This is a genomic window from Pseudomonas sp. DrBHI1, from assembly GCF_002205115.1.
Lineage (GTDB): Bacteria > Pseudomonadota > Gammaproteobacteria > Pseudomonadales > Pseudomonadaceae > Aquipseudomonas > Aquipseudomonas mosselii.
The window spans coordinates 78,557-105,287 of record NZ_NIBE01000102.1 but is presented as its reverse complement, the minus strand read 5'-3'; the positions used below and the strand labels follow the sequence as shown (position 1 = coordinate 105,287).

Here is a 26,731-nt window from a genome sequence, read left to right as displayed (position 1 = left end):
CCTTGTAGGCGCGGCTGTGCAGCACGTAGGCGGGTTGGGGGGTGGGTTGGTCCATTCGGATCTCTCGATGCCAGAAATGCCTGTGGGAGCGGGCTTGCCCCGCGATCGCCTTCGCGGGGCAAGCCCGCTCCCACAGGAGCAAAAGCAGGGATTGGGGCTTACAGGTCGCCGTAACCCAGAGAACGCAAGGCGCGCTCGTCGTCGGACCAGCCACCCTTGACCTTCACCCACAGGTTGAGCATGACCTTGGAGTCGAACAGCACTTCCATGTCCTTGCGCGCCTCGGACCCGATACGTTTGATACGCTCGCCCTTGTCGCCAATGATGATCTTCTTCTGCCCGTCACGCTCGACCAGGATCAGCGCATGGATGTGCAGCACGTGGCCCTGCTGCTTGAACTCCTCGATTTCCACGGTGATCTGGTACGGCAGCTCCGCACCGAGCTGGCGCATGATCTTCTCGCGCACCAGTTCGGCGGCGAGGAAGCGGCTGCTGCGGTCAGTGATCTGGTCTTCCGGGAAGAAGTGCTCGTTTTCCGGCAGGTGCTTGGCGATCTGGGCTTCCAGCGCTTCGAGGTTGTGCCCTTGCTGCGCGGAAATCGGCATCACTTCGGCGTTCGGCAGTTGTTCCTGCAGCCATTGCAGATGCGGGATCAGCTCGGCCTTCTCTTCCATGCGGTCGGTCTTGTTGACCGCGATGATCAACGGGCCGGTCACGTACTGCACCCTCTCCAGCACAAGCTGGTCCTCGTCGGTCCACTTGGTACGGTCGACCACGAAGATCACCACGTCGACATCCTTGAGGGCCGCCGAGGCGTTGCGGTTCATGTAGCGGTTCAGCGCCTTGTCGTTGGCCTTGTGCATGCCGGGGGTGTCGACGTAGATCGCCTGCACGTCACCCTCGGTCTTGATGCCGAGCATGTTGTGGCGGGTGGTCTGCGGCTTGCGCGAAGTGATCGCCAGCTTCTGGCCGAGGATGTGGTTGAGCAGCGTGGACTTGCCCACGTTGGGGCGACCGACGATGGCGACATAGCCGCAGCGGGTCGAAGTGTTCTCAGTCATTGCCATTCTCCACGCCCAGGGCGATCAATGCGGCGGCGGCGGCGACCTGCTCGGCGATACGCCGGCTCACGCCCTGGCCACGGCTTTTCTTGTTCAGCAGGACCACTTCGCATTCGACGAAGAAGGTCCGGCAGTGCGGTTCGCCCTGGATATCCACCACTTCGTAACGTGGCAGTTCGCAGGCACGCGACTGCAGGAACTCCTGCAGGCGGGTCTTGGGGTCCTTGTTGGTGTCGACCAGGGTCAGCCCATCGAACTCGTCGGTCAGCCAGGCGAGGATCCGCTCGCGGGCGGTCTGCATGTCGGCGTCCTGGTAGATCGCCCCGATCAGGGCCTCGAGGGCGTCGGCAAGAATCGACTCGCGACGGAAACCTCCGCTTTTCAGCTCACCCGAGCCCAGGCGCAGGTACTCGCCCAGGTCGAAGCCGCGGGCCAGCCGCGCCAGGGTCTCGCCCTTGACCAGGCGTGCGCGCAGGCGCGACAACTGGCCTTCACGGGCCTGCGGGAAGCGCTCGAACAGCGCCTCGCCGACCACGAAGTTGAGGATGGCATCGCCAAGGAACTCCAGGCGCTCGTTATTGCGCCCGGCGTAGCTGCGATGGGTCAGGGCCAGCAGCATCTGGTCCTGGTTCTTGAAGGTGTAGCCGAGCTTGCGCTCCAGGCGGGCCAGGGAAGCGCTCATGGGGCCACCCGTGCAATGTTCAACGCGTTGTTCAAATCAACATCCTGAAAGACGGTTTGACTGCGGTCTGTCGCCGGAACCGACGAAAGCTCTCGCTCCTTGAGAACACAGCCTATGTCAGAAATGCAATCGGCGCTGTCCGTGGACAGCGCCGTCGTTACTCAATGGATCAGCCCGACCCGCGACAGGTTCGGGAAGTGGCTGAGCTTTGGCTCGGGCCAGCTCATCCAGACCGCGAACGCCTTGCCGACGATATTGTGGTCAGGAACCATGCCGTGCAGCTCCTTGGGAATGTTCGGATCATCCCAGAAGCGGCTGTCGTTGGAGTTGTCGCGGTTGTCGCCCATCATGAAGTAATGACCGGCCGGCACGGTCCATTGCTGGTCCGGCGGCATGCGGTAGCGGGTCATTTCCTTGCGGATCAGGTGCTCGGCTTCACCGAGTTTCTCCTTGTACAGCTCGGCGCTGCCCAGGGTGCCCGGCTCGCTGCCGACCAGTTGCTCGGCGATCGACTGGCCGTTGACGAACAGTCGCTTGTCACTGGTGTAGCGCACCACGTCACCCGGCAGGCCGACCACACGCTTGATGTAGTTGACATTGGGGTCGCTCGGGTAGCGGAACACCATCACATCCCCGCGTTGCGGATCGCCCACCTCGATGACCTTCTTGTCGATCACTGGCAGCCGAATACCGTAGGAGAACTTGTTCACCAGGATGAAGTCGCCCACTTCCAGCGTCGGCTTCATCGACCCCGACGGGATCTGGAACGGCTCGACCAGGAACGAACGCAGCACCAGCACGATGAACAGCACCGGGAAGAACGACTTGCCGTATTCGACGAGCAAGGGCTCCTTGTTCAGGCGTTCGACCACGGCCATTTCGGGCTGGCTGACGCTGCCCTGGTAGTTGGCGATCGCCGCCCGCCGGCGCGGGGCCAGGAACAGCAGGTCGATCAGACCCAACAGACCGCAGACGGCGACGGCGATGACGAGCAACAGCGGGAAATTTAGCGACATAGGACCTAGCTATCCAACCTGAGCACGGCAAGGAAGGCTTCCTGTGGAATCTCCACGTTACCCACCTGCTTCATGCGTTTCTTACCGGCCTTCTGCTTCTCCAGCAGCTTCTTCTTACGGCTGACATCGCCACCGTAGCACTTGGCCAGTACGTTCTTTCTGAGCGCCTTGACGGTTGTCCGCGCGATGATCTGGCCGCCGATAGCTGCCTGGATCGCCACATCGAACATCTGCCGAGGGATCAGTTCCTTCATCTTTTCGGTCAACGCGCGGCCTTTGTAGGCGGCGTTGTCGCGGTGCACGATCAGGGCCAGGGCATCGACCTTGTCGCCGTTGATCAGTACGTCCAGCTTGACCAGGTTGGCCGACTGGTAGCGGTCGAAATGATAGTCCAGCGACGCATAGCCGCGGCTGGTCGACTTCAGGCGGTCGAAGAAGTCCAGCACCACTTCGTTCATCGGCAGGTCGTAGCGCACCTGGACCTGGCTGCCGAGGAACTGCATGTCGCGCTGCACGCCACGCTTCTCGATACACAAGGTGATGACGTTGCCCAGGTGCTCCTGCGGCACCAGGATGGTCGCGGTGACGATCGGCTCACGGAAGTCGTTGACCGCCGAGACGTCCGGCAGCTTCGACGGGTTGTCGACAGTGATGGTTTCGCCGGTCTTGAGTTCGAGCTCGTAGATCACGCTGGGCGCCGTGGTGATCAGGTCCAGGTCGTACTCGCGCTCCAGGCGCTCCTGGATGATCTCCATGTGCAGCATGCCGAGGAAGCCGCAACGGAAGCCGAAGCCCAGGGCGTCGGAGCTTTCCGGCATGTACTGCAGCGACGAATCGTTCAAGGTCAGCTTCTGCAGGGCGTCGCGGAAGTCCTCGAAGTCGTCGGAACTGACCGGGAACAGGCCAGCGTAGACCTGCGGCTGAATCTTCTTGAAGCCTGGCAGCACTTCGACTTCAGGGGTGTTGGACAGGGTCAGGGTGTCACCCACCGGGGCGCCATGAATGTCCTTGATACTGGCGATGATGAAGCCCACTTCACCGGCTTTCAGATCAGCGGTCTGGGTGTGCTTGGGCGTGAACACGCCGACGCTGTCGACCAGGTGCACCTTGCCGGTGGACTTGACCAGGATCTTGTCGCCCTTCTTGACGCGGCCGTGGCGCACGCGCACCAACGAGACCACGCCCAGGTAGTTGTCGAACCAGGAGTCGATGATCAGCGCCTGCAACGGCGCGTCGATATCGCCTTCCGGCGCGGGGATGGTCTGCACCAGGCGCTCGAGCACCTCGTCGACGCCCATGCCGCTCTTGGCGCTGCAGGCCACGGCGTCGGTGGCGTCGATACCGATGATCTTCTCGATCTCGTCCTTGACGCGGTCCGGGTCGGCCTGGGGAAGGTCCATCTTGTTCAGGACCGGCATCACCTCCAGGCCCTGCTCGATGGCGGTATAGCAGTTGGCCACCGATTGGGCCTCGACGCCTTGACCGGCGTCCACCACCAGCAGCGCACCCTCGCAGGCGGCCAGCGAGCGCGAGACTTCATAGGTGAAGTCGACGTGGCCGGGGGTGTCGATGAAGTTCAGCTGGTAGACCTTGCCGTCCTGCGCCTTGTAGTTGAGCGTGACGCTGTGGGCCTTGATGGTGATCCCGCGCTCGCGCTCGAGGTCCATGGAGTCCAGGACCTGGGCTTCCATTTCGCGCGCCGACAGGCCACCGCACATCTGGATGAAACGGTCGGCCAGCGTCGACTTGCCATGGTCGATGTGGGCGATGATGGAGAAATTGCGGATATGACTCAAATCACTCACGGGTCAACACTCGAAAAGGCTGCGAGCCGGACGCCCGCCGAAAAATAGCCGGGAATTGTACCTCAAGCCGGAGGGATATGGGAGAACCCTTGTCACCTGCCTATCGGTTAGCGTGGGAGCGGGCTTGCCCCGCGATGGCGTCCGATCAGCTGAAAATGTTGCCTGATCGAGCCACATTGCGGGGCAAGCCGGCTCCCACGCAGGACCATCAAGCCTGCTGCTCATGAAAAAAGGCAGCCGAAGCTGCCCTTTCCCTACCGTTCAACTCGCTTATTCAGCCAGTTTGAAGGTGATGAAGCTCGCACGCCCCTGTCGCAGCACGCGCATGGACACCGAACGGTTCTTCGGCAGTTCCTTGGCGATCTCGGTGAACTGCTTGGCCGAGGCGATGGCCTGGTTGTTCAGGTGGCTGATGACATCGCCCGGACGCAGGCCGATCATGGCCGCCGGACCATCCTGGACTTCCTTGATGACCACGCCGCCCTTGAGCTCCAGCGACTTCTTCTGCTCGGCGGTCAGGTCGGACACGGACACACCCAGGCGGTTGCTGCTGCGCTCGGCGCTGCCATCGGCACCCGCGCCCAGGCCGATGTCGGCGTCATCCTCGGGCAATGCGCCAATGGTGACGTCCAGGTTCTGGCGCTTGCCATTGCGGATGATCTCCAGCTTGGCCTTCTCGCCGTCCTTGAGGCTGCCGACCAGGTGCGGCAAGTCGGCGGACATGACGATCGGCTGGCCATTCATGCTCAGGATCACATCGCCCACCTGCAGACCGCCCTTGGCTGCCGGGCCGTTTTCCAGGACCTGGGCGACCAGGGCGCCGGCCGGCTTGTCCAGGCCGAAGGATTCAGCGAGGTCCTTGTTGACCTCCTGGATCACCACGCCCAGCCAGCCGCGGCTGACCTTGCCGTCTTTTTTCAACTGGTTCGACACATCGATGGCGACGTCGATCGGGATGGCGAACGACAGGCCCATGAAGCCACCGGAACGGGTGAAGATCTGCGAGTTGATACCCACCACCTCGCCCTTCATGTTGAACAGCGGACCACCAGAGTTACCCGGGTTGATCGCCACGTCGGTCTGGATGAACGGCACATAGGTGTCGTTGGGCAGCGTACGGCCCTTGGCGCTGACGATCCCTTTGGTCACCGAATGGTCGAAGCCGAACGGCGAGCCGATGGCCAGCACCCACTCACCGACCTTGAGTTTCTCCGAGTCACCCAGCTTGACAGTCGGCAGGTTCTTGCCCTCGACCTTGAGCAGGGCCACGTCAGTACGTGGGTCGGTGCCCACCAGCTTAGCCTGCAATTCACTGCGGTCGGACAGGCGGACGATGATCTCGTCAGCGTCTGCGACCACATGATTGTTGGTCAGCACATAACCGTCACTGGAGATGATGAAGCCCGAACCCAGCGACTGCGCCTCGCGCTGGCGATCGCCACGAGGCGAACGCGGCTGCTGCGGCATGTTGCGCTCGAAGAACTCGCGGAACATCGGCGGCAGGCCTTCGAGGTCCGGCATCTGCCCGGCGGCGACGCGACGGTCCGGCAGTTTCTGCTTGGTGCTGATGTTGACCACCGCCGGCGAGGCCTGCTCGACCAAGGTGGTGAAGTCCGGCAGGGACTCTTCGGCCTGGGCGCTGAGCACCTGGCCAAGCATGAGCACGGCGGCGAACATCGATAGGTAGGTTTTCAAGCGTGGTATTGACATACGGCTCCCGTCACAACGAGCGTAGTTAGCAGTAAGGTTCCCGCAGACGCAGGAAAGGCCAGACTCCGAGAAGCCTGACCTATAGAAAATTTGCGGCAGGATTGCAAATGACAATGCCTTAATTTCATGTCAGCTCTGTGTAACAAGAACTGTCAGAGGGCGCGCCGTCATTGGCGCGCCTGGGCATCCTGGGCCCGCATCGACAGGGCGACACGCTCGGCGGTGCCCAGCGGGATCTCGCCGACCACAGTGACCATCACCTTGCCCTTGGGCGTTGTAAGGCGCCGCGACACCGCGACGGTGGGACCGAGCTGGGCACGGGTATCGACACCAGCCTCGTTGCCGATCGGCTCGAGGAACACCGAAAAACGGGCCAGGCCATCGTCATACATGAGACTGCTGACTGTATTCTTGCGCTCCGGATCGCGGCGGACCGAGCTGTTGACCAGCTCGAACCCTGGCGGCAGCCAGTCCGAACGCCACCCGACGACGGTTTCGGCGGTGCCGGACTGCCTGCGCTCAACTGGCTTGCAACTGGCGCTGGCGGCCAGTTCGGCGTCGGTTGGCGCAGCATCAGTGTCAAGGCGGGTCATCTGGAAGCGCTCGAGCAACTGGCCCTTGTCGTTGAGCATCAACGAACGCAGGGGCAGGCCGGTGCGGCGGTCCAGATGCAATTCGAAAGCATAACGATGCTGGTCACGCGGTGTGAGCGCGACAATCACCGCATCGCGCCCGGCGACGCGTGACTTGCCTGACACGCTCAGGTCATACCAGCTCATCAGCTTCAGGGGGTCGAGCACCCGCAGGGCGCTGTCCGGTGGTGTGCCCACGCTACTGGCAAGGTTGCCACTGACGCATTGCACCTTGCCGTCGACCCGCACGATTTCCTGGGCCGAGCCATCGAGTTGCAACAGCCGCTCGCTGACCTTGCCGTCCTGGACGCGATGCCAGATGTCATGGGATGAGAAGCTGCCGTTGCGTTCGTAGACGAAGGATCCCTGGTAACTCTGCTGCTGCTCGGCCCGTGCCAGCTTGTTCAACCACTCGCTCGCCTCGGGCGAGGAGTTGGCGGCCAGGGCCTGCACCGTCAGGCTGCTGCCAAGCAGCAGCGACAGGAGAGGTAGCGCGCGCATGATCCTCCTTAACTTAGCGGTTTTCCAGGCTGGCAGCGCGGGCGTAAGGCAGCGCGGTCTCGTTGCCCTTCAGCGCGGACTCCTGGGCGTGCTGGCGCAGGTAGCCCGGCAAGCGTTGATCCCAGCCGGCCTGGTTCTGCAGCACACCGTTGGCCATTGGCCCGGTCGGTTGCTCGTTGCTTTCACTATAGCCTGCCAAAACGGCCGGACCTTGCGCCTGCGGCATGCTCAGCCCCTGCTGGGCAGGCTGCTGGGCGGCCAGTTCGGCACCGCTGATCTCGTCCTGGTTGTAGAAGCGCACACCGGCCAGCACGGCAACGGTCACCGATGCGGCCACGGCCAGGCGACCGAGGCTGCGCCAAGGGCCCTGCTTGACCTTGGCCGGCACGGCCTCATCGGCCAGCGCTGCGGAAACCGCCGAGGCGATGTCCAACTTGGGCAGCAGCAGCTCTTTGTGCATGGCTGCGCGAGCAATCTGGTAACGCGACCAGGTAGCACGGGTTTCGGCATCGTCGACGGCATTCAGCACGCGACGCAGTTCCAGTTCGTCCGCTTCGTTATCCATCACCGCGGACAGCGATTCCTGCAAAGCTTCACGACTCATGGCGGTTCCTCTCTTGGCTGTCGCCGCTGTCTCAGGTTTCCTGCAACAAGGGTTGCAGGGCTTTGTCTATGGCCTCCCGAGCGCGGAAGATTCGAGAGCGCACGGTACCCACTGGACATTGCATGACGCTGGCAATGTCCTCGTAACTCAATCCATCGAACTCACGCAGGGTCAGCGCCGTACGCAAATCTTCCGGCAGTTGCTGGATGGTTCGATGGACGGTGCCTTCGATTTCATCCCGCAACAACGAGCGCTCTGGGGACTCGAGATCCTTGAGACCATGATCGCCGTCATAGAACTCCGCATCCTCGGAGCTCACATCACTGTCTGGTGGCCGCCTTCCGCGGGACACCAGGTAGTTCTTCGCCGTGTTGATGGCGATGCGGTAAAGCCACGTATAGAACGCACTGTCACCGCGAAAATTCCCAAGCGCACGGTATGCCTTGATGAAGGCTTCCTGCGCCACGTCCTGCGCCTCATGGGTGTCGTGTACGAAACGCACGATCAACCCGAGAATCTTGTGCTGATACTTCAGCACCAACAGATCGAAAGCTCGCCTGTCGCCACGCTGCACGCGCTCTACAAGCTGCTGATCCTCTTCCTGGGTTAGCATGAACACTCCTCAGTGATCTCGAAGGAGCGCTGCATCAGCCATCGTTCAGGCTTGCAACCATAGACTCGGGCTTTGCGCAAAAGTTCTCCCCTCCAAGCAAGTTTCCTGCGGCCCTTGGTCGGCTCGCACGAAAGACGCAGCGCGGTCACGGCCGGCTGCGTCGATATTCTGGTTTCGTTACGCAGGTGTCAGCCCAAGATAGAGCTGCCGCCTTGCGTCGCCGCGGCAATCTGTGGCGTACGGGCAGCCTTTATAGGATTTCCAGGGGTATCGGAAAGTTCCCATAAAGATCGCCAGCCACCCGTATGCACCATTGGAAATCAGGCGCCCGGGGCTGCTATAAAGGCATCCCGGCCAGGTTTCACGATAGTTTCACAGTGCCATCTGCGCTCGACTATTGTGCCGTGCCCCCTCCAAAGATTACTAGTGTCCCGACATGAGCCAACAATTCCAACATGATGTCCTGGTGATCGGCAGCGGTGCCGCCGGTCTCAGCCTGGCACTGAACCTTCCCCGCCACCTGCGCATCGCCGTACTGAGCAAGGGCGACCTGGCCAACGGCTCGACCTTCTGGGCCCAGGGCGGCGTTGCCGCGGTGCTTGACGATACCGACACCGTACAGTCCCATGTCGAGGACACCCTTAACGCCGGTGGCGGGCTGTGCCACGAAGATGCCGTGCGCTTCACCGTCGAGCACAGCCGCGAGGCCATCCAGTGGCTGATCGAACAAGGCGTGCCATTCACCCGCGACGAGCACTACAGCGTCGACGACGGCGGCTTCGAGTTCCACCTGACCCGTGAGGGCGGTCACAGCCACCGGCGCATCATCCATGCCGCCGACGCCACGGGCGCGGCGATCTTCACCACCCTGCTGGAACAGGCCAGGCAACGCGCGAACATCGAACTGCTCGAACAGCGCGTGGCCGTCGACCTGATCACCGAGCGCCGCCTGGGCCTGGACGGCGACCGCTGCCTGGGCGCCTACGTGCTTAATCGCAACTCCGGGGAGGTGGACACCTTCGGCGCGCGCTTCACCGTGCTGGCCACCGGCGGCGCGGCCAAGGTCTACCTGTATACCAGCAACCCAGACGGCGCCTGCGGCGACGGCATCGCCATGGCCTGGCGCGCCGGATGCCGGGTGGCAAACCTTGAGTTCAACCAGTTCCACCCGACCTGCCTGTACCATCCGCAGGCCAAGAGTTTCCTGATCACCGAGGCACTGCGCGGCGAGGGTGCACTGCTGCGCCTGCCCAATGGCGAGCGCTTCATGCCGCGCTTCGATCCACGCGAAGAGCTGGCGCCACGGGACATCGTCGCCCGCGCCATCGACCACGAGATGAAGCGCCTCGGGGTGGACTGTGTCTACCTCGACATCAGCCACAAGCCGGCCGACTTCATCACCAGCCACTTCCCGACAGTGTACGAGCGCTGCCTGACCTTCGGCATCGACATCACCCGCCAGCCGATTCCGGTGGTGCCCGCAGCCCACTACACCTGCGGTGGGGTAATGATCGACGAGCACGGTCACACCGACGTGCCCGGCCTGTATGCCATCGGCGAGACCAGCTTCACCGGCCTGCACGGCGCCAACCGCATGGCCAGCAACTCGCTGCTCGAATGCTTTGTCTACGGTCGCGCCGCCGCCGCCGACATCGAGGCGCGCCTGGACCAGGTCGCCATGCCCCGCGCCCTGCCTTGCTGGGACGCAAGCCAAGTGACCGACTCGGACGAGGACGTGATCATCGCGCACAACTGGGACGAGCTGCGGCGGTTCATGTGGGACTATGTCGGCATCGTGCGCACCAGCAAGCGCCTTCAGCGCGCCGAACACCGGGTGCGCATGCTGCTGGACGAGATCGACGAGTTCTACAGCAACTACAAGGTCAGCCGCGACCTGATCGAGCTGCGCAACCTGGCGCAGGTGGCCGAGCTGATGATCCGCTCGGCCATGCAACGCAAGGAAAGCCGAGGCCTGCACTACACCCTGGACTATCCGGGGATGCTGCCCGAAGCCCGGGACACCATTCTGGTGCCGCAGAACCACGAGTGAGGTTGCAGTCTGCGCGCTCCTACAGGGGCATGCGCCAGATCACACGAGCGTCGGGTCGATCACCAGCACCAGCTTGCCGGATACCTGGTTGCTCGCCAGCTCCGCATAAGCCGCCTCGGCGAAGGCTACCGGGTAGGTGTCGACCAACTGTGGCGACAGGCGTCCCTCGGCGAAAAGCGGCCACACTTGCTGACGCAGCTCCTGTAACAACTGCGCCTTGAACGCGTCATCGCGATTGCGCAAGGTCGAACCGGTGATTTCCAGGCGCTTGCCCAGCACCAGCGCCAGGTCCAGCTCGACCTTGCGACCGCCCATCAGGCCGATGATCACCCAGCGCCCGTCACGCGCCAGCAGCTTGAGGTTGAGCGGGCCATAGCTGGCGCCCACCGGGTCGAGGATCACATCGAACGGCCCGAGCTGTTCCAGATCATCAAGATTGCCATTGCGTACCACGCCGCCCACGGCGCCGAGGGACTGACAATAGGCCAGGCGCTGCGGCGACCCGACACTGACCCACACCGGGTTGCCGAACGCCTTGCACAGCTGGATGGCTGCAGAACCCACGCCACTGGCACCGGCATGCACCAGCACCTTCTCACCGGCTTTCAATGCACCCAGCTGGAAGATGTTCAGCCAAGCCGTGGCGTACACCTCGGGCACAGCCGCCGCCTCGTGCAGGCTCAGGCCTTCGGGCACCGGCAGCACATGCCGGGCGTCGACCACGACTTCCTCGGCCATGCCACCACCGGCCAGCAACGCGCATACCCGGTCGCCCACGCGCCAGTCGGCGCCGGCCTCGACCTGCTCGACGATCCCTGAGCATTCCAGGCCCATATAAGGGCTGGCCCCGGGCGGCGGCGGGTACAGCCCGGCCCGCTGCAGCAGGTCGGCGCGGTTCAACCCGGCGGCGGCTACGCGAATACGCACCTGCCCGGCATCACAGGCCGGGCGCTCGGCCTCAACCCACGCCACATGTCCGTCAACGCCTTGCAATGCCTTCACAGTGCCTCCATAGTTGAATCATATGACCGAGCCTGGGAACGCCAAGTCCCAGGCTTTTTGCAGTATGCGTCCGGCTCCGATGGAACCGGCGAACGGAAAAGACGGCCTACTATGCGTGATCAATTGCCTCCACGTCGAATCAGCATGAAGCATTTCCTCCCCAGCACCGCCCTCGCCCTCATGATCGGCCTGGGCAGCCTCACGCTCGGTGGCAATGCGGCCGCCGCCAACAAGTGGGACAGCCTGCAGCCGGACCGCGACGAGGTCGTGGCCAGTCTCAACATCGTCGAGCTGCTCAAGCGCCACCACTACAGCAAGCCACCGCTGGACGACGCCCGTTCGGTCATCATCTACGACAGCTACATCAAGCTGCTCGACCCGTCGCGCAGCTACTTCACCGCAGCCGACATCGCCGAATTCGACAAATGGAAGACCCAGTTCGACGACTTCCTCAAGAGCGGCAACCTCGAACCTGGCTTCACTATCTACAAGCGCTACCTGGACCGCGTGAAGCAGCGTCTGGACTATGCCTTGGGCGAGTTGAACAAAGGCGTCGACAAGATCGACTTCAGCGTCAAGGAAGACCTGCTGGTCGACCGCAAGGACGCGCCGTGGATGAAGAACCAGGCCGAGCTCGACGAGCTGTGGCGCAAGCGCGTGAAAGACGAGGTGCTGCGCCAGAAGATCTCCGGCAAGGAGCTCAAACAGGTTCAGGAAACCCTGATCAAGCGCTACAAGAACCAGTTGGCGCGCCTGGACCAGACTCGCGCGGAAGACATCTTCCAGGCTTACATCAATACCTTCGCCCAGTCCTACGACCCACACACCAACTACCTGTCGCCGGACAACGCCGAAAACTTCGACATCAACATGAGCCTGTCGCTCGAAGGCATCGGCGCGGTGCTGCAGAGCGACAACGACCAAGTCAAGATCGTGCGCCTGGTGCCGGCAGGCCCTGCCGCCAAGACCAAGCAGGTCGCCCCGGCCGACAAGATCATCGGCGTGGCCCAGGGCAACAAGGAGATGGTCGACGTGGTCGGCTGGCGCCTGGATGAAGTGGTCAAGCTGATCCGCGGCCCGAAAGGCTCGGTGGTACGCCTGGAGGTCATTCCGGCCAGCAACGCGCCGAACGATCAGACCAGCAAGATCGTCTCGATCACCCGCGAAGCGGTCAAGCTCGAAGAGCAGGCGGCGAAAAAGTCGGTGCTCAAGCTCAAGCAGGACGGGCGTGACTACAAGCTGGGGATCATCGAGATCCCGGCCTTCTACCTGGACTTCAAGGCCTATCGCGCTGGCGATCCGGACTACAAGAGCACAACCCGCGACGTGAAGAAGCTGCTCACCGAGCTGCAGAAGGAAAAGGTCGACGGCGTGGTCATCGACCTGCGCAACAACGGTGGCGGCTCGCTGCAGGAAGCCACCGAGCTGACCAGCCTGTTCATCGAGAAAGGCCCGACCGTGCTGGTGCGCAACGCCGACGGCCGTGTCGACGTGCTCGAGGACGAGAATCCGGGCGCCTTCTACAAAGGCCCGCTGGCGCTGCTGGTCAACCGCCTGTCGGCCTCGGCGTCGGAAATCTTTGCCGGTGCCATGCAGGACTACCACCGCGCGCTGATCATTGGCGGCCAGACCTTCGGCAAGGGCACCGTGCAAACCATCCAGCCGCTCAACCACGGCGAGCTCAAGCTGACCCTGGCCAAGTTCTACCGGGTTTCCGGGCAGAGCACCCAGCACCAGGGCGTACTGCCGGACATCGCCTATCCGTCGATCATCGACACCAAGGAAATCGGCGAAAGCGCGCTCCCCGAGGCCATGCCGTGGGACACCATCCGCCCGGTGGTCAAGCCGGCCTCCGATCCGTTCAAGCCGTTCCTGGCCCAGCTCAAGGCGCAGCATGACGCGCGCAGCGACAAGGATGCCGAGTTCGTCTACATCCGCGACCGCCTGGCGCTGACCCAGAAGCTGATGAACGAGAAGACCGTCAGCCTCAACGAGCAGCAGCGTCGCGCCCGCCACGACGAGATCGAGGCCAAGCAGCTGACACTGGAGAACATCCGCCGCAAAGCCAAGGGCGAAGAACCGCTGAAGGAGTTGAAGAAGGAAGACGAGGACGCCCTGCCCGCCGAGCCGGACGACACCAAGCCCGAGGACGATGCCTACCTGTCCGAGACCGGTCGTATCCTGCTTGACTACCTGAGCCTCAGCACGTCGGTGGCCAAGCACTGAAGTGATGGCGAAATAATGTGACCTGTCATCAAACAGTCACTGGACTGTCGTGAAATGGAAGGGCCGGACGTGCAAGCGTCCGGCCTTTTTCACTTCAGGAAGCAGTCCATGACCGTCACCGAACAGCTCAGCGCCTTGAGCGCCATCCTGGCTCAACGCAGTATCCACTGTCTGTTCCAACCCATCGTCTGCCTCTCTGAAAGGCGCATTCTCGGCTATGAGGCCCTGAGCCGCGGCCCGTCCAACAGCCCGCTGCACTCGCCGCTGAACCTCTTCGCCATCGCCCGCCAGGCCGGTCGCCTCGCCGAACTGGAGGTGCTGTGCCGTGAAACCGCCTGCCGCCGTTTCAGCGAGCTGAACCTGCCGGGCCAGTTGTTCCTCAACGTCTCCCCCGAATCCCTGGTCGAGCCCGACTACCCGTCCGGGCGCACCCTGAAAATGCTCGAACAGGTCGGCCTGGCGCCGAGCCGGGTAGTCATCGAGCTGACCGAGCAGACGCCTACCGAAGATTTCCAGCTGCTGTACAACGCCCTGCACCACTACCGCGACATGGGTTTCTCCATTGCCCTGGACGATCTGGGCGCCGGTTACTCGAGCCTGCGCCTGTGGTCGGAGCTGCGCCCGGACTATGTGAAGATCGACCGTCATTTCATCGATGGCATCCACCAGGACCCGCTCAAGCGCGAGTTCGTCGGCTCTATCCTGCAGATCGCCCGGGCCTCCCGCGCTCAGGTGATCGCCGAGGGCATCGAACTGGCCGAGGAACTGACAGTGCTGGGCGAGATGGGGGTGTTCCTGGTCCAGGGCTACCTGCTTGGCCGCCCCCAGGAGTTTCCAGTGGCAGACTACCTAGGCTTGCCACCCCCGGCGCCAGACTCGGTTGTAGCGCTGTGCGAGGACAGCCGCGACCTCAGCGCCCTGCTTCTCCAGCAGCCCTCGGTCACCCTCGACACTGCCACGCAACAGGTACTAGACGCCTTCCGCCGCCAGGCCAACCTCAACTCCCTCGCCGTGCTGGACGAGCAAGGCAGCCCTTGCGGCATCGTCCATCGCCACTCGCTTGCCGATGCCCTGCTCCAACCCTTCGGCACCGACCTGTTCGCGCGCAAGCCGATCAGCCGACTGATGAGCCAAGACTTTCTCGCCGTCGAGCGCGGCCAGTCGCTGCAGCAGGTAAGCCGCCTGCTTACCAGCCGTGCGCGCCAGCGTATCGAGGAAGACTTCATCATTACCCAGAATGGGCGTTACCTGGGGCTTGGTCGGGTGATCGACGTGCTCAAGCTGATCACCGAGCAGAAGATCCAGCAGGCAAGGCACGCCAATCCGCTCACGTTGCTACCGGGCAACGTGCCGATCCAGCAGTGCCTGGCGCGCCTGTTGCTGCAGCGACGCGAGGCCGCCGTGTGCTACGTGGACATCGACAGCTTCAAGCCTTTCAACGATATCTACGGCTATGCCCGTGGCGATGAAGTGCTGTTGTGCCTGGCCCAGTGCCTGAACGACTGCGTCGACCCGAGCCGGGATTTCGTCGGCCATATCGGCGGCGACGACTTCATGCTGGTGCTGGGCTCGGCGGACTGGCGCGAACGTCTGCAATTGCTGCTGGAGACCTTTGGCCGGCAATGCCGACGCTTCTACCGCAGCGATCACCTTGAGGCAGGTTGCTTCATCGCTCATAACCGCCAAGGGCAGCGGGAGACCTTCGCCTTGCTGTCGCTGTCAATCGGCGTGGTCTGGCTGGAGCCCGGCAGCAGCGACGGGCTGGATGCCGGTCAATTGGCCGAGCTTGCCTCCCAGGCCAAGCGTCAAGCCAAGGATGACGGTGGCTCAGGGCTGAGCCTGATCGATACAACCGTGCTGAGTTAAACCTGGGGACCGCTGTGCGGTCCTTTCGCCGGCAAACCCGCTTCCACAACCAAGCCTACAGCCACGATTTCAGGCCTCTTCCGGATAGCGATACTCGAACACCCGCACCACTTCAGAGGCATGCCAGGACGCCGCCTCCATGCCATCCACCGGTCCGGAAAACCGTCCCAGGCGCTCGACGCACTCGAAGAAGCCGGTGCGCGGCAGGCGGCTGGCCCCCTGGCTGATCACCAGCGAACTGCGCAGTGGCTGCTCGGCGCGGGCGTCAAGCGCCGCCAGGTATTCAAGCGCCGCGGTCAGGGTCTGCATCGCCGGACTGGGCAATTGCAGGCGCTCAAGCAGCGCACGGTACGTGAGCAGGTGGCGTTGACGGCGGGCCAGGTCGAGCTCGGTCAGCAGGCTCTGCCATTGCTGACGGCTGATCCTGACCTGGCTCATGACGGCTCGCTCCAGCCGGCCACGCCAAGGTGCCAGGCCAGGCTGCGCAGGATCGCAGCGTCCGGGCGGCGCTCCCCGGACTCGATCATCGCCAGGTAGGCCGGGCTGATGCCGACGCTGCGTGCCAGTTGCTCCGGCGCCAGGCCCTTGGCCTGACGCAAGGACGCCAGCTGGTCCAAGGAGGACAAACTGGCGCTTGGTTGAGTGCTCTCGTTGTAACTGGCTGAGTCGGGAGCCGCGGCCGGCGCCTGGCCTGCGGCCGCCAGCAACTTCTGATATTGCTCCCAGGGAACCACTGCGTACTCGGGCTGACCGTCCCGGCTGATGACCTGAATACCCATACAACCCCCTTGACGTTGGATTACGGCATGTAATCCGTAGGCATAACCCTTATGCCAATTATATTACCAAGCTCGGGGGTCTGTGCGAATCAGCTGCCGGGCCGCTCGAGACGCAGCGCCTCCGGGGTGTCCGGAAGGCGCTCGACCACCCGCAGCCGTTCCGGCGCCTGGGCGTCGCGCCAGGCCTTGAAGCGACCCAGCTCATCGGCGACGGTCTTGAGCACCCAGCCCAGCACGGCGATGTCGTCGAGCAGGCCGACGCCCAGCAGCCAGTCGGGAATGGCGTCCAAGGGGCTTACGAAGTACAGCAGTCCGGCGACGATGGTCACCAGTGCCTTGGGGCTGACGGCGCGGTACTCGCCACGCCACCAGGCCAGGCACAGCGCCTGCATCAGGCGCAGATCCTCGCGCAACTGGCCCAGCTTCGGCCCCTTGCAGGCCACCGCGAACAACAGGGCCGGCAGCCGCCCGCGGCTGAGCAGGCGCTCGGCCAGGGGCAGGAAGCGGGCGAAATTCCAGGGTGCGCTCATGGGACCTCCAGAGGACCAGGGGTTATCCACATTTATTGTGGATAACCTTGTGAACAGGGCGACATTGGCGCCGCGTGGTGCCCGCCGGGCAAGGGCCTGGTACGAATCGGGCGTTTTTTACACAACCGTTTCAATCGCGCAAACGTTTTGCGACACCGGCCTCCGTGCCTGCGTGGGTACTGCTTGCGACAGTGAATGACGACGACGGTTCGCGTCAAGCCGGACTGAAAACGACGACGCCCCGTCGAAACGGGGCGTCTTCTTGCAACGGGCCGGGTATTACTTGGCCGGTGCCTGGTCGGCCTTGGCCGGATCCTTGATGGCAATCAGTTCCAGGTCGAAGACCAGGACCGAGTTGGCCGGGATCAGCGGGCTCGGGCTCTGGGCGCCATAGGCCAGCTCGGCCGGGATGTACAGCTTGTACTTCTCGCCGACGTGCATCAGTTGCAGACCTTCGACCCAGCCCGGGATCACGCCGCTGACCGGCAGGTCGATCGGGCTGCCGCGCTCGACGGAGCTGTCGAAGACCTTGCCGTCGGTCAGCTTGCCTTCGTAGTGGACGGTGACCACGTCGGTCGGTTTGGGTTGCGGGCCGTCGGCCTTCTTGACCACTTCATACTGCAGGCCCGAAGCGGTGGTGATCACGCCAGGCTTCTTGCCGTTTTCCTCGAGGAATTTCTTGCCGGCGGCGGCAGCTTCCTCGCTAGCCTTGGCCAGGCGTTCTTCGGCGCGCTTCTGCAAGGCGGTGAAGGCTTCGACCAGCTCTTCGTCCTTGATGCGCTGCTCTTTCTTGCCTACCGCGTCCTCGATGCCCTGGGCGACGGCTTTCGAGTCCAGGTCATCCATGCCTTCCTGGGCCAGGCTCTTGCCCATGTTCAGGCCGATACCGTAGGAGGCCTTCTGTGCCGGAGTCTTCAGCTCGACGCTGCTGGTCTGGGCGTCGCAGCCCGCGAGGACCAGGCCTACCAGGGCAACCGCGGCCGCCAAACGATGCTGTTTCATGTAATTTCCTTGTTCATGCGCCATGAGGGCAATCAGGGTAAAGCCGCGAGCTTAGCAGGCGGCCGCGACCAATGGCTACCGGCATAAGAGCGGGTTGCGCGCAGGAAGTTCCTGGGTGAAAGGTTGTTCATGGTCGCAGTTGCAGCCTATGGCCAGCATTGACGGCTCTTGCGCGGAGGGAACGAGCCGATGGAGACCGGATCATGCAATGCCAACCTGGTTGCGTCCGCTGTTCTTGGCCAGGTACAGCCCCTTGTCCGCCGCCGAGATCAGCTGACGGCAATGACTGCCGACACTCGGCGTCAAGGTCGCCAGACCGATACTCACGGTCAGCAGGGAGGCCGCCTCAGGCACGGTGTGGGCGATCTTCAGGCCCATGATGGTCTGGCGCAGCTTCTCCGCCACCAGCCGCGCACCACCAGGGGAGGTGTTAGGCAGCACCAGGGCGAACTCCTCGCCGCCATAACGCGCCGGCAGGTCGGTCGGCCGCGAGCAGCAGCCGCGAATGGCCTCGGCCACCTGACGCAGGGCCTCGTCACCGGCCAGGTGACCGAAGCTGTCGTTGAACGCCTTGAAGTAGTCGACGTCGACCATCAGCAGCGACAACTGCTGCTGTTCACGGATAGCCCGACGCCACTCCAATTCCAGGTACTCGTCGAAATGACGACGGTTGGACAGCCCGGTGAGACCGTCCGAGTTCATCAACCGCTGCAACATCAGGTTGGTATCGAGCAACTGCTGCTGGCTCACCCGCAGTGCGCGATAGGCCTCGTCGCGCTGCAACAGCGTGAGGTACGAGCGCGAGTGATAGCGGATACGCGCCACCAGCTCGATGGTGTCCGGTAGCTTTACCAGGTAGTCGTTGGCCCCGGCAGCAAAGGCCGCGCTCTTGACCAGCGGGTCCTCCTTGGTCGACAGGACGATGATCGGGATATCCTGGGTGGCCGGGTTGTTGCGGTACTCGCGCACCAGGGTCAGGCCATCGAGGCCCGGCATGATCAGGTCCTGGAGAATTACCGTGGGCTTGATGCGCATGGCCTGGGCCACCGCCTGGTGCGGGTCGGCGCAGAAATGGAAGTCAATGTTCTCTTCATGGGCCAGACCACGGCGCACCGCTTCGCCGATCATCGCCTGATCATCGACCAGCAGGACCATCGCCGCGCTTTCGTTGATGGTCGTGAAACCTTCGATCGGTAGATCATTCATCCGTAGTCACCCGTTGACCGCCGGCCACGCGGCGCGCCTCAATACATATCTTCATTTCGAAAAGATTTCCACCAGTCGCCCGGCAATTCGCTCCAGCGGGCGGATTTCCACCGCCGCGTCGATCGCCGCGGCGGCCTTGGGCATGCCGTACACCGCGCAGCTTTGCTGGTCCTGGGCGATGGTCAGGAAGCCCTGCTGGCGCATCAGCTTCAGGCCCTGGGCACCGTCGCGCCCCATGCCGGTAAGCAGCACGCCCACCGCGTCGCCTGACCAGTAGCGCGCCACGCTCTCGAAGAACACGTCGATCGAGGGCCGGTAGATTTCGTTGACAGGCTCGGCAGTGTAGGCCAGCTCGCCATTCCTCAGCAGGCGGATATGGTGGTTGGTGCCGGCCAGCAGCACCTGCCCCGGCTGCGGAGGCTCACCCTCGCGGGCCAGGCGCACCGGCAGACCCGACGCGGTGCTGAGCCATTCGGCCATGCCGGCGGCGAACACCTGATCCACATGCTGGACCAGCACGATGGCCGCCGGAAAACTGCGCGGCAGGCCCTTGAGCAGCACTTCCAACGCCGCCGGCCCTCCGGCCGACGAACCGATGGCCACCAAGGCACGGCGCTGCGAGCTCTCGCGTAGCGGCGCGGCCACCGTACGAGCGGCACTGGGACGCTGCTGGCCGATCAGCCAGCCAATATTCAGGATCTTGCGTAACAGCGGCGCGGCCGCTTCCCGGGCGTCACCCGCGCCCAGCGCCGGGGTATCGACCACATCCAGAGCGCCATGGCCCATGGCCTCGAACACCCGATGCACGTTCTGCTTGCGGTCCACGGTGACGATGACGATGGCGCACGGCGTCTGCGCCATGATCCGCCGGGTGGCCTCGACACCATCCATCACCGGCATGATCAGGTCCATGAGGATCAGGTCCGGGGTCTGCTCGGCGCACAGGCGCACCGCCTCGGCGCCATTGCCCGCCACCCAGATCACCTGGTGCGCGGGTTCGAAGGCCAACGCACGGCGCAGGGCCTCCACGGCCATGGGCATGTCGTTGACGATGGCGATTCTCATCCCTGGGCACCTCCGATCAGCTCCACGACCGCCTCCAGCAACGCATCGTCATGGAAGCTGGCCTTGGCCAAATAATAGTCGGCGCCGGCATCCAGTCCACGACGCCGGTCTTCTTCGCGGTCCTTGTAGGAAACCACCATCACCGGCAGCGATTGCAGGCGACTGTCGCGCCTTACCAGAGTGACCAGCTCGATGCCATCCATGCGCGGCATGTCGATGTCGGTGATCAGCAGGTCAAAATCATCGCTGCGCAGTGCGTTCCAGCCGTCCATGCCATCGACGGCCACTGCCACGTCATAGCCGCGGTTGCCCAGCAGCTTGCGCTGCAGCTCGCGCACGGTGAGCGAGTCGTCGACCACCAGGATGCGCTTGCGCGCCACACCCTTGCCGCCCCGCCCGCCCCGTTCGATACGCTCCAGGCGGCCGGTGCTGAGCAACTTGTCCACCGAGCGCAACAGGTCCTCGACATCGACGATCAGCACCACCGAGCCATCATCGAGCAAGGCGCCCGCGGAAATGTCCTGGACCTTGCCCAGGCGCGGGTCCAGCGGCATCACTACCAACACCCGTTCGCCGATCAGGCGCTCGACCGCCACCCCATAGAGCTGTTCGCGCTCGCGGATCACCACCACCCGCAGGCTCTGCTCGTCGCCCTGCGCCGCCGGCCGGTTGAGCAACTGGCTGGCGGCCACCAGGCCGATATGCCGGCCTTCGTGCCAGAAGTGCTGACGGCCTTCGATCTGCACGATGGCCTCGGCCGGCACTTCGACGGTGCGCTCGATATGCGCCAGGGGGAAGGCATAAGCCTCGCCGCCCACCTCGACCACCAGGCTGCGCACCACCGACAGGGTCAACGGCACTTCCAGGTGGAAGCAGCAGCCCTGCCCCGCCACCTGGGTCAACTCGATGGACCCGCGCAGTTCGCGGACCATGTGCTGCACTGCGTCCAGCCCGACACCGCGCCCGGACACCTCGGTGACCGTGTCGCGCAGGCTGAAGCCCGGCAGGAACAGGAACGTCAGCAGCTCGGCCTCGCTCATCTGCGCCACGGTCTCGGCCGGCGACAGGGCTCGCTCGACGATACTGCGGCGCAGGCGCTGCAGATCGATACCGGCACCATCATCGGACAGTTCGAGGATCAGCAACCCGGCCTGGTGCGAGGCGCGCAGGCGTACCGTGCCCTCGCTCGGCTTGCCGGCCAGCAGGCGCTGCTCGGGCAGCTCGATACCGTGATCGACCGCATTGCGCAGCAGGTGCGTCAGCGGAGCCTCGAGTTTTTCCAGCACATCGCGATCGACCTGGGTCTTCTCGCCCTCGACCAGCAGGCGCACGGGCTTGTCCAGCGAACGTCCAAGGTCGCGGACCATCCGGCTCTGCCCGGTCAGCACATCGGCGAACGGACGCATGCGACAGGCCAAAGCCGTGTCGTAGAGCAACTGCGCGCGCTGGCTGGCCTGCCAGCCGAATTCGTCCAGGTCAGCCGCCTGTTGCAACAGGATTTGCTGGGTTTCGGCCAGCAACTGCTGGGTCTGGGCCAGGGCTTCGAGCACTTCTGGCCCCTGCCCGCTCTCCTCCAGCTGGGCCTTCAGCCCGTCGAGCCCCCGCATGCCCTGGCCATGCATGCGTTTCAGGCGCTGCAGAGTGGCCAGGTAGGGTTTCAGGCGCTGGGTCTCGACCAGCGACTTGCTCGACAGGTCCAGCAGGCTGTTCAGTCGGTCGGCGGTGACCCGCAACACCCGCTCGCCGCCCTCGCCACCGCGTTTTCCAGCCTTGCGGGCAGGCATCGGTTCCGCTTCGACATCGGGCTCAGGTGGCGGCAGGGGCTCGGGCTCCGGCAGTGCGGGCTGGACGACAGGCGGCAGGCTCGGTGCACTCGGCTGTGCGTTGGCCAGCAACGGCGCCGAGGGGTCGAGCAAGGACGCCATCTGCGCCAGAAACACCGCCACGGCGGCTTCGCTGTCCTGATCGCCCGGCGTGGCGATGCGCATCAGCAGATCGGTGCCCTGCAACAGTGCGTCGATATGCTCGGGGCGCAGCAGCAGGCGGCCTTCCTGGGCTGCTACCAGGCAATCTTCCATGACATGGGCGACACTGACCCCGGCGTCGATGCCGACGATACGCGCCGCGCCCTTGAGCGAGTGCGCCGCACGCATGCAGGCCTCGAGCTGATCGGGTTGCGCAGGGTTGCGCTCCAGCGCCATCAGGCCCGCACTGAGCACCTGGGTCTGGGCCTCGGCCTCCAGGCTGAACAGCTCGAGCAGCGACGCATCGCGCATTTGCTCCGGGGTCATGACAGGCTCCGCTTCACGGCTGACATCAGGTGTTGTTCATCCAGCACGCGCACGCTGCGCCCACGCCACTGCAGCACCGCCGCAGTGAAGTGCGCCGCATCGCGGCCGTTGTCCAGGGTCGCCGGGTCAAGGCGATGGATACCGTCTATCTCGTCCACCGGTACCACCACCGGCCCGCCTTCGGCCGCCAGGATCAGCATGCGCGGCATGCTCCGCCCACCGCGCTCGCCGCCCGCCTCGACCGATACGCCCAGCAGGTCGGCCAGCGACAGGCAAGGCACCAGCGACCCGCGCACATTGGCGACGCCCTGCAGCACCCGCGAACGCTGGTGAGGCAATGAGTGCACCGGCTGCAACGGGGAGATCTCGGCCAGGCAGGCGGTAGCCAGGGCCAACCATTCCTCGCCCAGGCGGAACAGCAGCATCGAGCGGCCGACCGCTTCTTCCTGCACGAGCGGCGCCTCGAGCGGTTCATCCTGAATCAGCGCATAACGGTCGAGCAGGCGCATGGCCGCCTCGGCATAGACCTCACAATTGCGGCAGTGCACATGCCGTGGCAGCAAGGGGCACTGCTTGTCGCCATGCACCCCGATACGATTCCAGCAGTCATCGATCTGCTCGTCATCGTGGGCGATCAGTTGCATAGGGTATTCGCCGCTCATCGTTCAGACTCCCTGCCTGCCCGAGCGGCACGCTCCTGCAGGCGTCGCGCGCCCGCCTCGTCGCCCTGCGCGGCCAGCAGCATGGCCAGGTGCATCAGCGCCTCCGGGTGCTGCGGCTCGAGGTAGAGGGCCTTGCGGTAATGGGTAATGGCCTGCGCGGCATCGCCCTCGGTATCGCTGAGCAACCCCAGCCAGTAGTAGACCTGTGCCTTGGGCGCAAACTTGCGTAGATAGCGCTCGCAGCCTTCCCTGGCCTGGGCGCTGTCGCCGGCATTGGCATGCTGGGCGATGCTGGCCAGCAGTTGCGCCTCACCTTCGGCTGGCATCACCTTGGCGACTGGCGCGGCGTTCGGTCTGCCAACCCGCGGCGGCAGCGTCAAGATACGCGGTGGCACGGATGGCGCGACTGTGGGGCGGGACGCCGGCTTGGCGATGGGGACCGGCGGCGCTTCATCCTGACGCACGTAGGCGAACGACTGGGCGATCCCCAACGGCCGCATGCCCAGGCGCGCCAGCAGGCTGCCCTCGGCCGGCCCGATGAACAGCACGCCCTGGACATGGGTCATGTGCTTGAGCACCTCGAACACTCGCTGCTGGGTCGGCACATCGAAATAGATCAACAGGTTTCGGCAGAACACGAAATCATAGAGACCTTGGCGCGCCCGCAGCGCCGGATCGAGCACGTTGCCCACCTGCAGGCTGACCTGCTGGCGCACCCGCTCATCCAGGCGATGGGCCTCGCCGACGGCGGTGAAATGCCGCTCGCGAAAGGCCAGCTCGCTGCCGCGGAACGAGTTGCGGCCATAGACCCCTAGCTCGCCCTTGGCCACCGAACTGGGGCTGATGTCGAGGCCGTCGATTCGAAATACCCCAGGGCTCAGCCCGCCGTCGAGCAACGCCATGGCGATCGAGTACGGCTCCTCGCCGGTGGAGCAAGGCAGGCTGAGGATCCGCAGCGGCCGGGCACCGGCCAGCTCCGCTACGCGTTTGTGGGCCAGGCCCGCCAGCGCGGTGAAGGATTCGGGATAGCGGAAGAACCAGGTTTCCGGAACGATGACCGCCTCGATCAGGGCTTGCTGTTCATCGGTCGACTGCAACAGGCGCACCCAGTAGTCGTCCAGGTTCTGCGCCTGCACGAGGGTGCAGCGTTGGCGCAAGGCACGCTCAACCATCGCCGCGCCGACCGACTCGACGTCCAGGCCGATACGCTCCTGCAGGAAACGAAAGAAACGCTGCTCAGTCATGCCTGCACCTGCCCTGGCTCCAGCGGATAGAGCAACTCGCGCACCGCATCCGACAACAGGTCATCCACCTCGATGCGTTGCAACAAACCCCGGGCGTCCTGGCGCACAGGCCCGAGGTAACGCGCCTCGGCATTGTCCAGCCCGTAGGGTTGGAAGTCGTCAGGCGCGCAGCGCAGGGTGTCGGTGGCCTGCTCCAGGATCAGCCCCAGCTGCAACTGCGGACGCTGTGGATCGGCGCGGTAATGCACCAGCACCAGGCGTGTGCTGCTGCGCGACTGGGCCGGGGAGCCGAAACTGAGCGCCGACAGGTCGATCACCGGCACCAGCACACCGCGATGGGCGAGCACGCCAGCCACCCAGACCGGAGCCTGGGCAATAGGCTTGAGCGCACGTTGCGGCAGGACCTCGATCACCTCGCGCACGTCCAGGGCGAAACGCTGGTCGGCGATGCGAAACTGCAGGTACAGCACGCCCTTTTCAGTGCTGGCGCGCGCCTCGCGGGGGGACATGTCGTTCATCGTCGTCAGACTTTGAACCGCGACACACCACCGCGCAGCCCGGCGGCCACCTGGCTCAGTTCGTCGATGGCGAAACTGGCCTGGCGCAGCGACTCGACGGTCTGGGTGCTGGCATCGCTTAGCTGGGCCAACGCCTGGTTGATCTGCTCGGCGCCGGTGGCCTGGGCCTGCATGCCCTCGTTGACCATCAGTACCCGCGGCGCCAACGCCTGCACCTGGTGAATGATCTGGCTCAGTTGCTCGCCGACCTGCTGCACCTCGAACATGCCGCGGCGCACTTCCTCGGAGAACTTGTCCATGCCCATCACCCCGGCCGACACCGCCGACTGGATCTCGCGCACCATCTGCTCGATGTCGTAGGTGGCCACGGCGGTCTGGTCGGCCAGGCGCCGCACCTCGGTGGCGACCACGGCGAAGCCACGACCGTATTCGCCGGCCTTCTCGGCCTCGATGGCGGCGTTGAGCGACAGCAGGTTGGTCTGGTCGGCGACCTTGACGATGGTCACCACCATCTGGGTGATGTTGCTGGCCTTTTCGTTGAGGATCGCCAGCTTGGCATTGACCAGGTCGGCGGCGCCCATCACCTGGTGCATGGTTTCTTCCATGCGCGCCAGGCCCTGCTGGCCGGAGCCGGCAAGGCTCGAGGCCTGGTCGGCGGCGCTGGTGACTTCGGTCATGGTACGCACCAGGTCCCGCGAGGTGGCGGCGATTTCCCGCGACGTGGCGCCGATCTCGGTGGTGGTGGCGGCAGTTTCGGTGGCGGTGGCCTGTTGCTGCTTGGAGGTGGCCGCTATCTCGGTGACTGAGGTGGTCACTTGCACCGACGAGCGCTGGGCCTGGGCCACCAGGTTGGCCAGGGACTCGGCCATCTCGTTGAAACCACCCTCGATCGCGCCGAACTCATCCTTGCGGTCCAGGTTCAGGCGCATGCTCAGATCACCCGAGCGCAGACCGTCCAGAGCGTGGACGATGCGTTGCATGGGTGCGGTGATCTGGCGCATGAGCAGCAGTCCGCAAACACCGGCGGCGATAATGGCCAGCAGCAGCGAGACGACCATGCTGCCTTTGGCGGTGTTCACCGCACTGACGATGTCGTTGGTGGCCTTGTCGGCGGACTCGCGGTTGCGCTCGATCACTTCGTTCAGGTGCTGGCGCCCTTCTTTCCAGGCCGGCGTAAGCACATCCATGATCAAGCGCTGGGCTTCGGGGTAGTTCTTCTGGCGGTAGGTCTCCAGGACCTGGTCGACGAGCTTGACGTACTCCTCCTCCAGACGGGTGAAGTCGTCGAACGCCGCCTGGTCGGCGGCGTCGCGGATGGTCGCCTGGTAGCTGGCCATGTGTTTCTTGAGGCGATCGTTGAAGCCCTTGAACAGCTCCAGGTCGGCCGAGGTGATCTCGCGGTGGTTCGACAGCCCCACCAACTGCTGGCTGGTGACGTAGCTGTCGACCCACGCACTGCGAATCATCGAGCTGTAGTAGACGCCGGGGATGCTGTCGGACCCCACGGCTTCCTCGCTGGACTCGATCGCCACCAGCCGCGAGTAGGCGGCCACAATCATCAGCAGCATGATGGCGATGATCACGGCGAAACTTGCCAGGATCCGTTGGCGCAAGGTCCAGTTCTTCACATTCAGCCCTCAGGAATTCGATACGAGCGGGAAAAATC

The 26,731-nt window shown here is 64.1% G+C and carries 23 protein-coding genes; 3 read left to right on the top strand and 20 right to left on the bottom strand.

The genetic code is table 11. From position 1 onward, the window contains the following. Positions 1 to 158 precede the first annotated feature (158 nt). The 8 genes from era to rpoE form a co-directional block, all read right to left on the bottom strand. Complete coding sequence (era, locus tag CC207_RS20500; RefSeq protein ID WP_028690122.1) at positions 159 to 1,061, bottom strand: GTPase Era; 903 nt, start codon at positions 1,059 to 1,061, stop codon at positions 159 to 161. Continuing rightward, complete coding sequence (rnc, locus tag CC207_RS20495; protein ID WP_028690123.1) at positions 1,054 to 1,743, bottom strand: ribonuclease III; 690 nt, start codon at positions 1,741 to 1,743, stop codon at positions 1,054 to 1,056. The genes era and rnc overlap by 8 nt, the downstream gene beginning before the upstream one ends. A gap of 161 nt (positions 1,744 to 1,904) precedes the next feature. After that, positions 1,905 to 2,759, bottom strand: coding sequence for a signal peptidase I (gene lepB, locus CC207_RS20490; protein ID WP_028690124.1), 855 nt, complete (start codon positions 2,757 to 2,759; stop codon positions 1,905 to 1,907). A gap of 5 nt (positions 2,760 to 2,764) precedes the next feature. Next, positions 2,765 to 4,564: a translation elongation factor 4 gene (gene lepA / locus CC207_RS20485; protein WP_028690125.1), complete on the bottom strand. Its 1,800-nt coding sequence runs from the start codon at positions 4,562 to 4,564 to the stop codon at positions 2,765 to 2,767. 270 nt (positions 4,565 to 4,834) lie between these two features. Continuing rightward, positions 4,835 to 6,241: a DegQ family serine endoprotease gene (locus CC207_RS20480; RefSeq protein ID WP_371263124.1), complete on the bottom strand. Its 1,407-nt coding sequence runs from the start codon at positions 6,239 to 6,241 to the stop codon at positions 4,835 to 4,837. 200 nt (positions 6,242 to 6,441) lie between these two features. Then, entirely contained in the window at positions 6,442 to 7,407 is a 966-nt protein-coding gene (locus CC207_RS20475; protein ID WP_062364192.1) for a MucB/RseB C-terminal domain-containing protein, read from the bottom strand. Positions 7,408 to 7,420: 13 nt separating this feature from the next. Continuing rightward, complete coding sequence (locus tag CC207_RS20470) at positions 7,421 to 8,011, bottom strand: sigma-E factor negative regulatory protein (RefSeq protein ID WP_028690128.1); 591 nt, start codon at positions 8,009 to 8,011, stop codon at positions 7,421 to 7,423. Between the two features lie 31 nt (positions 8,012 to 8,042). Next, on the bottom strand, positions 8,043 to 8,624 hold the full coding sequence (gene rpoE, locus CC207_RS20465; RefSeq protein ID WP_003252049.1) for an RNA polymerase sigma factor RpoE: 582 nt from the start codon (positions 8,622 to 8,624) through the stop codon (positions 8,043 to 8,045). 436 nt (positions 8,625 to 9,060) lie between these two features. On the opposite strand from rpoE, the gene nadB reads away from it, so the two are divergent. Continuing rightward, positions 9,061 to 10,674, top strand: coding sequence for an L-aspartate oxidase (nadB, locus tag CC207_RS20460; protein ID WP_028690129.1), 1,614 nt, complete (start codon positions 9,061 to 9,063; stop codon positions 10,672 to 10,674). 39 nt (positions 10,675 to 10,713) lie between these two features. Here nadB and CC207_RS20455 read toward each other — a convergent pair whose 3' ends face one another. Continuing rightward, the gene (locus CC207_RS20455) at positions 10,714 to 11,676 is read right to left on the bottom strand and encodes an NAD(P)H-quinone oxidoreductase (RefSeq protein WP_088852666.1); all 963 of its coding nucleotides are present in this window, start codon (positions 11,674 to 11,676) and stop codon (positions 10,714 to 10,716) included. 144 nt (positions 11,677 to 11,820) lie between these two features. On the opposite strand from CC207_RS20455, the gene CC207_RS20450 reads away from it, so the two are divergent. Continuing rightward, complete coding sequence (locus CC207_RS20450; protein WP_167388397.1) at positions 11,821 to 13,902, top strand: carboxy terminal-processing peptidase; 2,082 nt, start codon at positions 11,821 to 11,823, stop codon at positions 13,900 to 13,902. Between the two features lie 108 nt (positions 13,903 to 14,010). After that, positions 14,011 to 15,768, top strand: a complete 1,758-nt coding sequence (locus CC207_RS20445; protein WP_088852665.1) for a bifunctional diguanylate cyclase/phosphodiesterase — start codon at positions 14,011 to 14,013, stop codon at positions 15,766 to 15,768. A 69-nt stretch (positions 15,769 to 15,837) separates the two neighbouring features. Here the strand turns inward: CC207_RS20445 and CC207_RS20440 are convergent, their stop codons facing one another. The 11 genes from CC207_RS20440 to CC207_RS20390 all read right to left on the bottom strand — a co-directional run bounded on the left by CC207_RS20440 (position 15,838) and on the right by CC207_RS20390 (position 26,693). Further along, positions 15,838 to 16,206, bottom strand: coding sequence for a hypothetical protein (locus CC207_RS20440; protein ID WP_028690133.1), 369 nt, complete (start codon positions 16,204 to 16,206; stop codon positions 15,838 to 15,840). Continuing rightward, positions 16,203 to 16,547, bottom strand: coding sequence for a helix-turn-helix transcriptional regulator (locus CC207_RS20435; RefSeq protein WP_088852664.1), 345 nt, complete (start codon positions 16,545 to 16,547; stop codon positions 16,203 to 16,205). Before CC207_RS20435 ends, CC207_RS20440 begins: the two co-directional genes overlap by 4 nt. 89 nt (positions 16,548 to 16,636) lie before the next feature. Beyond that, on the bottom strand, positions 16,637 to 17,077 hold the full coding sequence (locus tag CC207_RS20430) for a YkvA family protein (RefSeq protein WP_088852663.1): 441 nt from the start codon (positions 17,075 to 17,077) through the stop codon (positions 16,637 to 16,639). Positions 17,078 to 17,356: 279 nt separating this feature from the next. Then, positions 17,357 to 18,079 carry an FKBP-type peptidyl-prolyl cis-trans isomerase gene (locus CC207_RS20425; protein ID WP_028690136.1) on the bottom strand — a complete coding sequence of 241 codons (723 nt, stop codon included), beginning with the start codon at positions 18,077 to 18,079 and terminating at the stop codon, positions 17,357 to 17,359. A 201-nt stretch (positions 18,080 to 18,280) separates the two neighbouring features. Next, positions 18,281 to 19,285 (bottom strand): PleD family two-component system response regulator, encoded by a 1,005-nt coding sequence (locus tag CC207_RS20420; RefSeq protein ID WP_028690137.1) that lies wholly within the window; start codon positions 19,283 to 19,285, stop codon positions 18,281 to 18,283. Positions 19,286 to 19,336: 51 nt separating this feature from the next. Further along, entirely contained in the window at positions 19,337 to 20,350 is a 1,014-nt protein-coding gene (locus CC207_RS20415) for a chemotaxis response regulator protein-glutamate methylesterase (protein WP_028690138.1), read from the bottom strand. Beyond that, positions 20,347 to 22,641, bottom strand: a complete 2,295-nt coding sequence (locus CC207_RS20410; RefSeq protein WP_028690139.1) for a hybrid sensor histidine kinase/response regulator — start codon at positions 22,639 to 22,641, stop codon at positions 20,347 to 20,349. The genes CC207_RS20415 and CC207_RS20410 overlap by 4 nt, the downstream gene beginning before the upstream one ends. After that, positions 22,638 to 23,303, bottom strand: coding sequence for a chemotaxis protein CheW (locus CC207_RS20405; RefSeq protein WP_028690140.1), 666 nt, complete (start codon positions 23,301 to 23,303; stop codon positions 22,638 to 22,640). Before CC207_RS20405 ends, CC207_RS20410 begins: the two co-directional genes overlap by 4 nt. Next, positions 23,300 to 24,547, bottom strand: a complete 1,248-nt coding sequence (locus CC207_RS20400; RefSeq protein WP_069016067.1) for a CheR family methyltransferase — start codon at positions 24,545 to 24,547, stop codon at positions 23,300 to 23,302. Before CC207_RS20400 ends, CC207_RS20405 begins: the two co-directional genes overlap by 4 nt. Next, positions 24,544 to 25,065: a chemotaxis protein CheW gene (locus CC207_RS20395; protein WP_069016068.1), complete on the bottom strand. Its 522-nt coding sequence runs from the start codon at positions 25,063 to 25,065 to the stop codon at positions 24,544 to 24,546. The genes CC207_RS20400 and CC207_RS20395 overlap by 4 nt, the downstream gene beginning before the upstream one ends. 5 nt (positions 25,066 to 25,070) lie before the next feature. Then, complete coding sequence (locus CC207_RS20390) at positions 25,071 to 26,693, bottom strand: methyl-accepting chemotaxis protein (RefSeq protein WP_028690143.1); 1,623 nt, start codon at positions 26,691 to 26,693, stop codon at positions 25,071 to 25,073. Positions 26,694 to 26,731 lie beyond the last annotated feature (38 nt).

Bases quoted from the DNA above. Each gene is read 5' to 3' on its own strand.
- era (WP_028690122.1), bottom strand. From the start codon at position 1,061: ATGACTGAGAACACTTCGACCCGCTGCGGCTATGTCGCCATCGTCGGT.
- rnc (WP_028690123.1), bottom strand. From the start codon at position 1,743: ATGAGCGCTTCCCTGGCCCGCCTGGAGCGCAAGCTCGGCTACACCTTC.
- lepB (WP_028690124.1), bottom strand. From the start codon at position 2,759: ATGTCGCTAAATTTCCCGCTGTTGCTCGTCATCGCCGTCGCCGTCTGC.
- CC207_RS20480 (WP_371263124.1), bottom strand. From the start codon at position 6,241: ATGTTCGCCGCCGTGCTCATGCTTGGCCAGGTGCTCAGCGCCCAGGCC.
- CC207_RS20475 (WP_062364192.1), bottom strand. From the start codon at position 7,407: ATGCGCGCGCTACCTCTCCTGTCGCTGCTGCTTGGCAGCAGCCTGACG.
- CC207_RS20470 (WP_028690128.1), bottom strand. From the start codon at position 8,011: ATGAGTCGTGAAGCTTTGCAGGAATCGCTGTCCGCGGTGATGGATAAC.
- rpoE (WP_003252049.1), bottom strand. From the start codon at position 8,624: ATGCTAACCCAGGAAGAGGATCAGCAGCTTGTAGAGCGCGTGCAGCGT.
- nadB (WP_028690129.1), top strand. From the start codon at position 9,061: ATGAGCCAACAATTCCAACATGATGTCCTGGTGATCGGCAGCGGTGCC.
- CC207_RS20450 (WP_167388397.1), top strand. From the start codon at position 11,821: ATGAAGCATTTCCTCCCCAGCACCGCCCTCGCCCTCATGATCGGCCTG.
- CC207_RS20445 (WP_088852665.1), top strand. From the start codon at position 14,011: ATGACCGTCACCGAACAGCTCAGCGCCTTGAGCGCCATCCTGGCTCAA.
- CC207_RS20440 (WP_028690133.1), bottom strand. From the start codon at position 16,206: ATGAGCCAGGTCAGGATCAGCCGTCAGCAATGGCAGAGCCTGCTGACC.
- CC207_RS20435 (WP_088852664.1), bottom strand. From the start codon at position 16,547: ATGGGTATTCAGGTCATCAGCCGGGACGGTCAGCCCGAGTACGCAGTG.
- CC207_RS20430 (WP_088852663.1), bottom strand. From the start codon at position 17,077: ATGAGCGCACCCTGGAATTTCGCCCGCTTCCTGCCCCTGGCCGAGCGC.
- CC207_RS20425 (WP_028690136.1), bottom strand. From the start codon at position 18,079: ATGAAACAGCATCGTTTGGCGGCCGCGGTTGCCCTGGTAGGCCTGGTC.
- CC207_RS20420 (WP_028690137.1), bottom strand. From the start codon at position 19,285: ATGAATGATCTACCGATCGAAGGTTTCACGACCATCAACGAAAGCGCG.
- CC207_RS20415 (WP_028690138.1), bottom strand. From the start codon at position 20,350: ATGAGAATCGCCATCGTCAACGACATGCCCATGGCCGTGGAGGCCCTG.
- CC207_RS20410 (WP_028690139.1), bottom strand. From the start codon at position 22,641: ATGACCCCGGAGCAAATGCGCGATGCGTCGCTGCTCGAGCTGTTCAGC.
- CC207_RS20405 (WP_028690140.1), bottom strand. From the start codon at position 23,303: ATGAGCGGCGAATACCCTATGCAACTGATCGCCCACGATGACGAGCAG.
- CC207_RS20400 (WP_069016067.1), bottom strand. From the start codon at position 24,547: ATGACTGAGCAGCGTTTCTTTCGTTTCCTGCAGGAGCGTATCGGCCTG.
- CC207_RS20395 (WP_069016068.1), bottom strand. From the start codon at position 25,065: ATGAACGACATGTCCCCCCGCGAGGCGCGCGCCAGCACTGAAAAGGGC.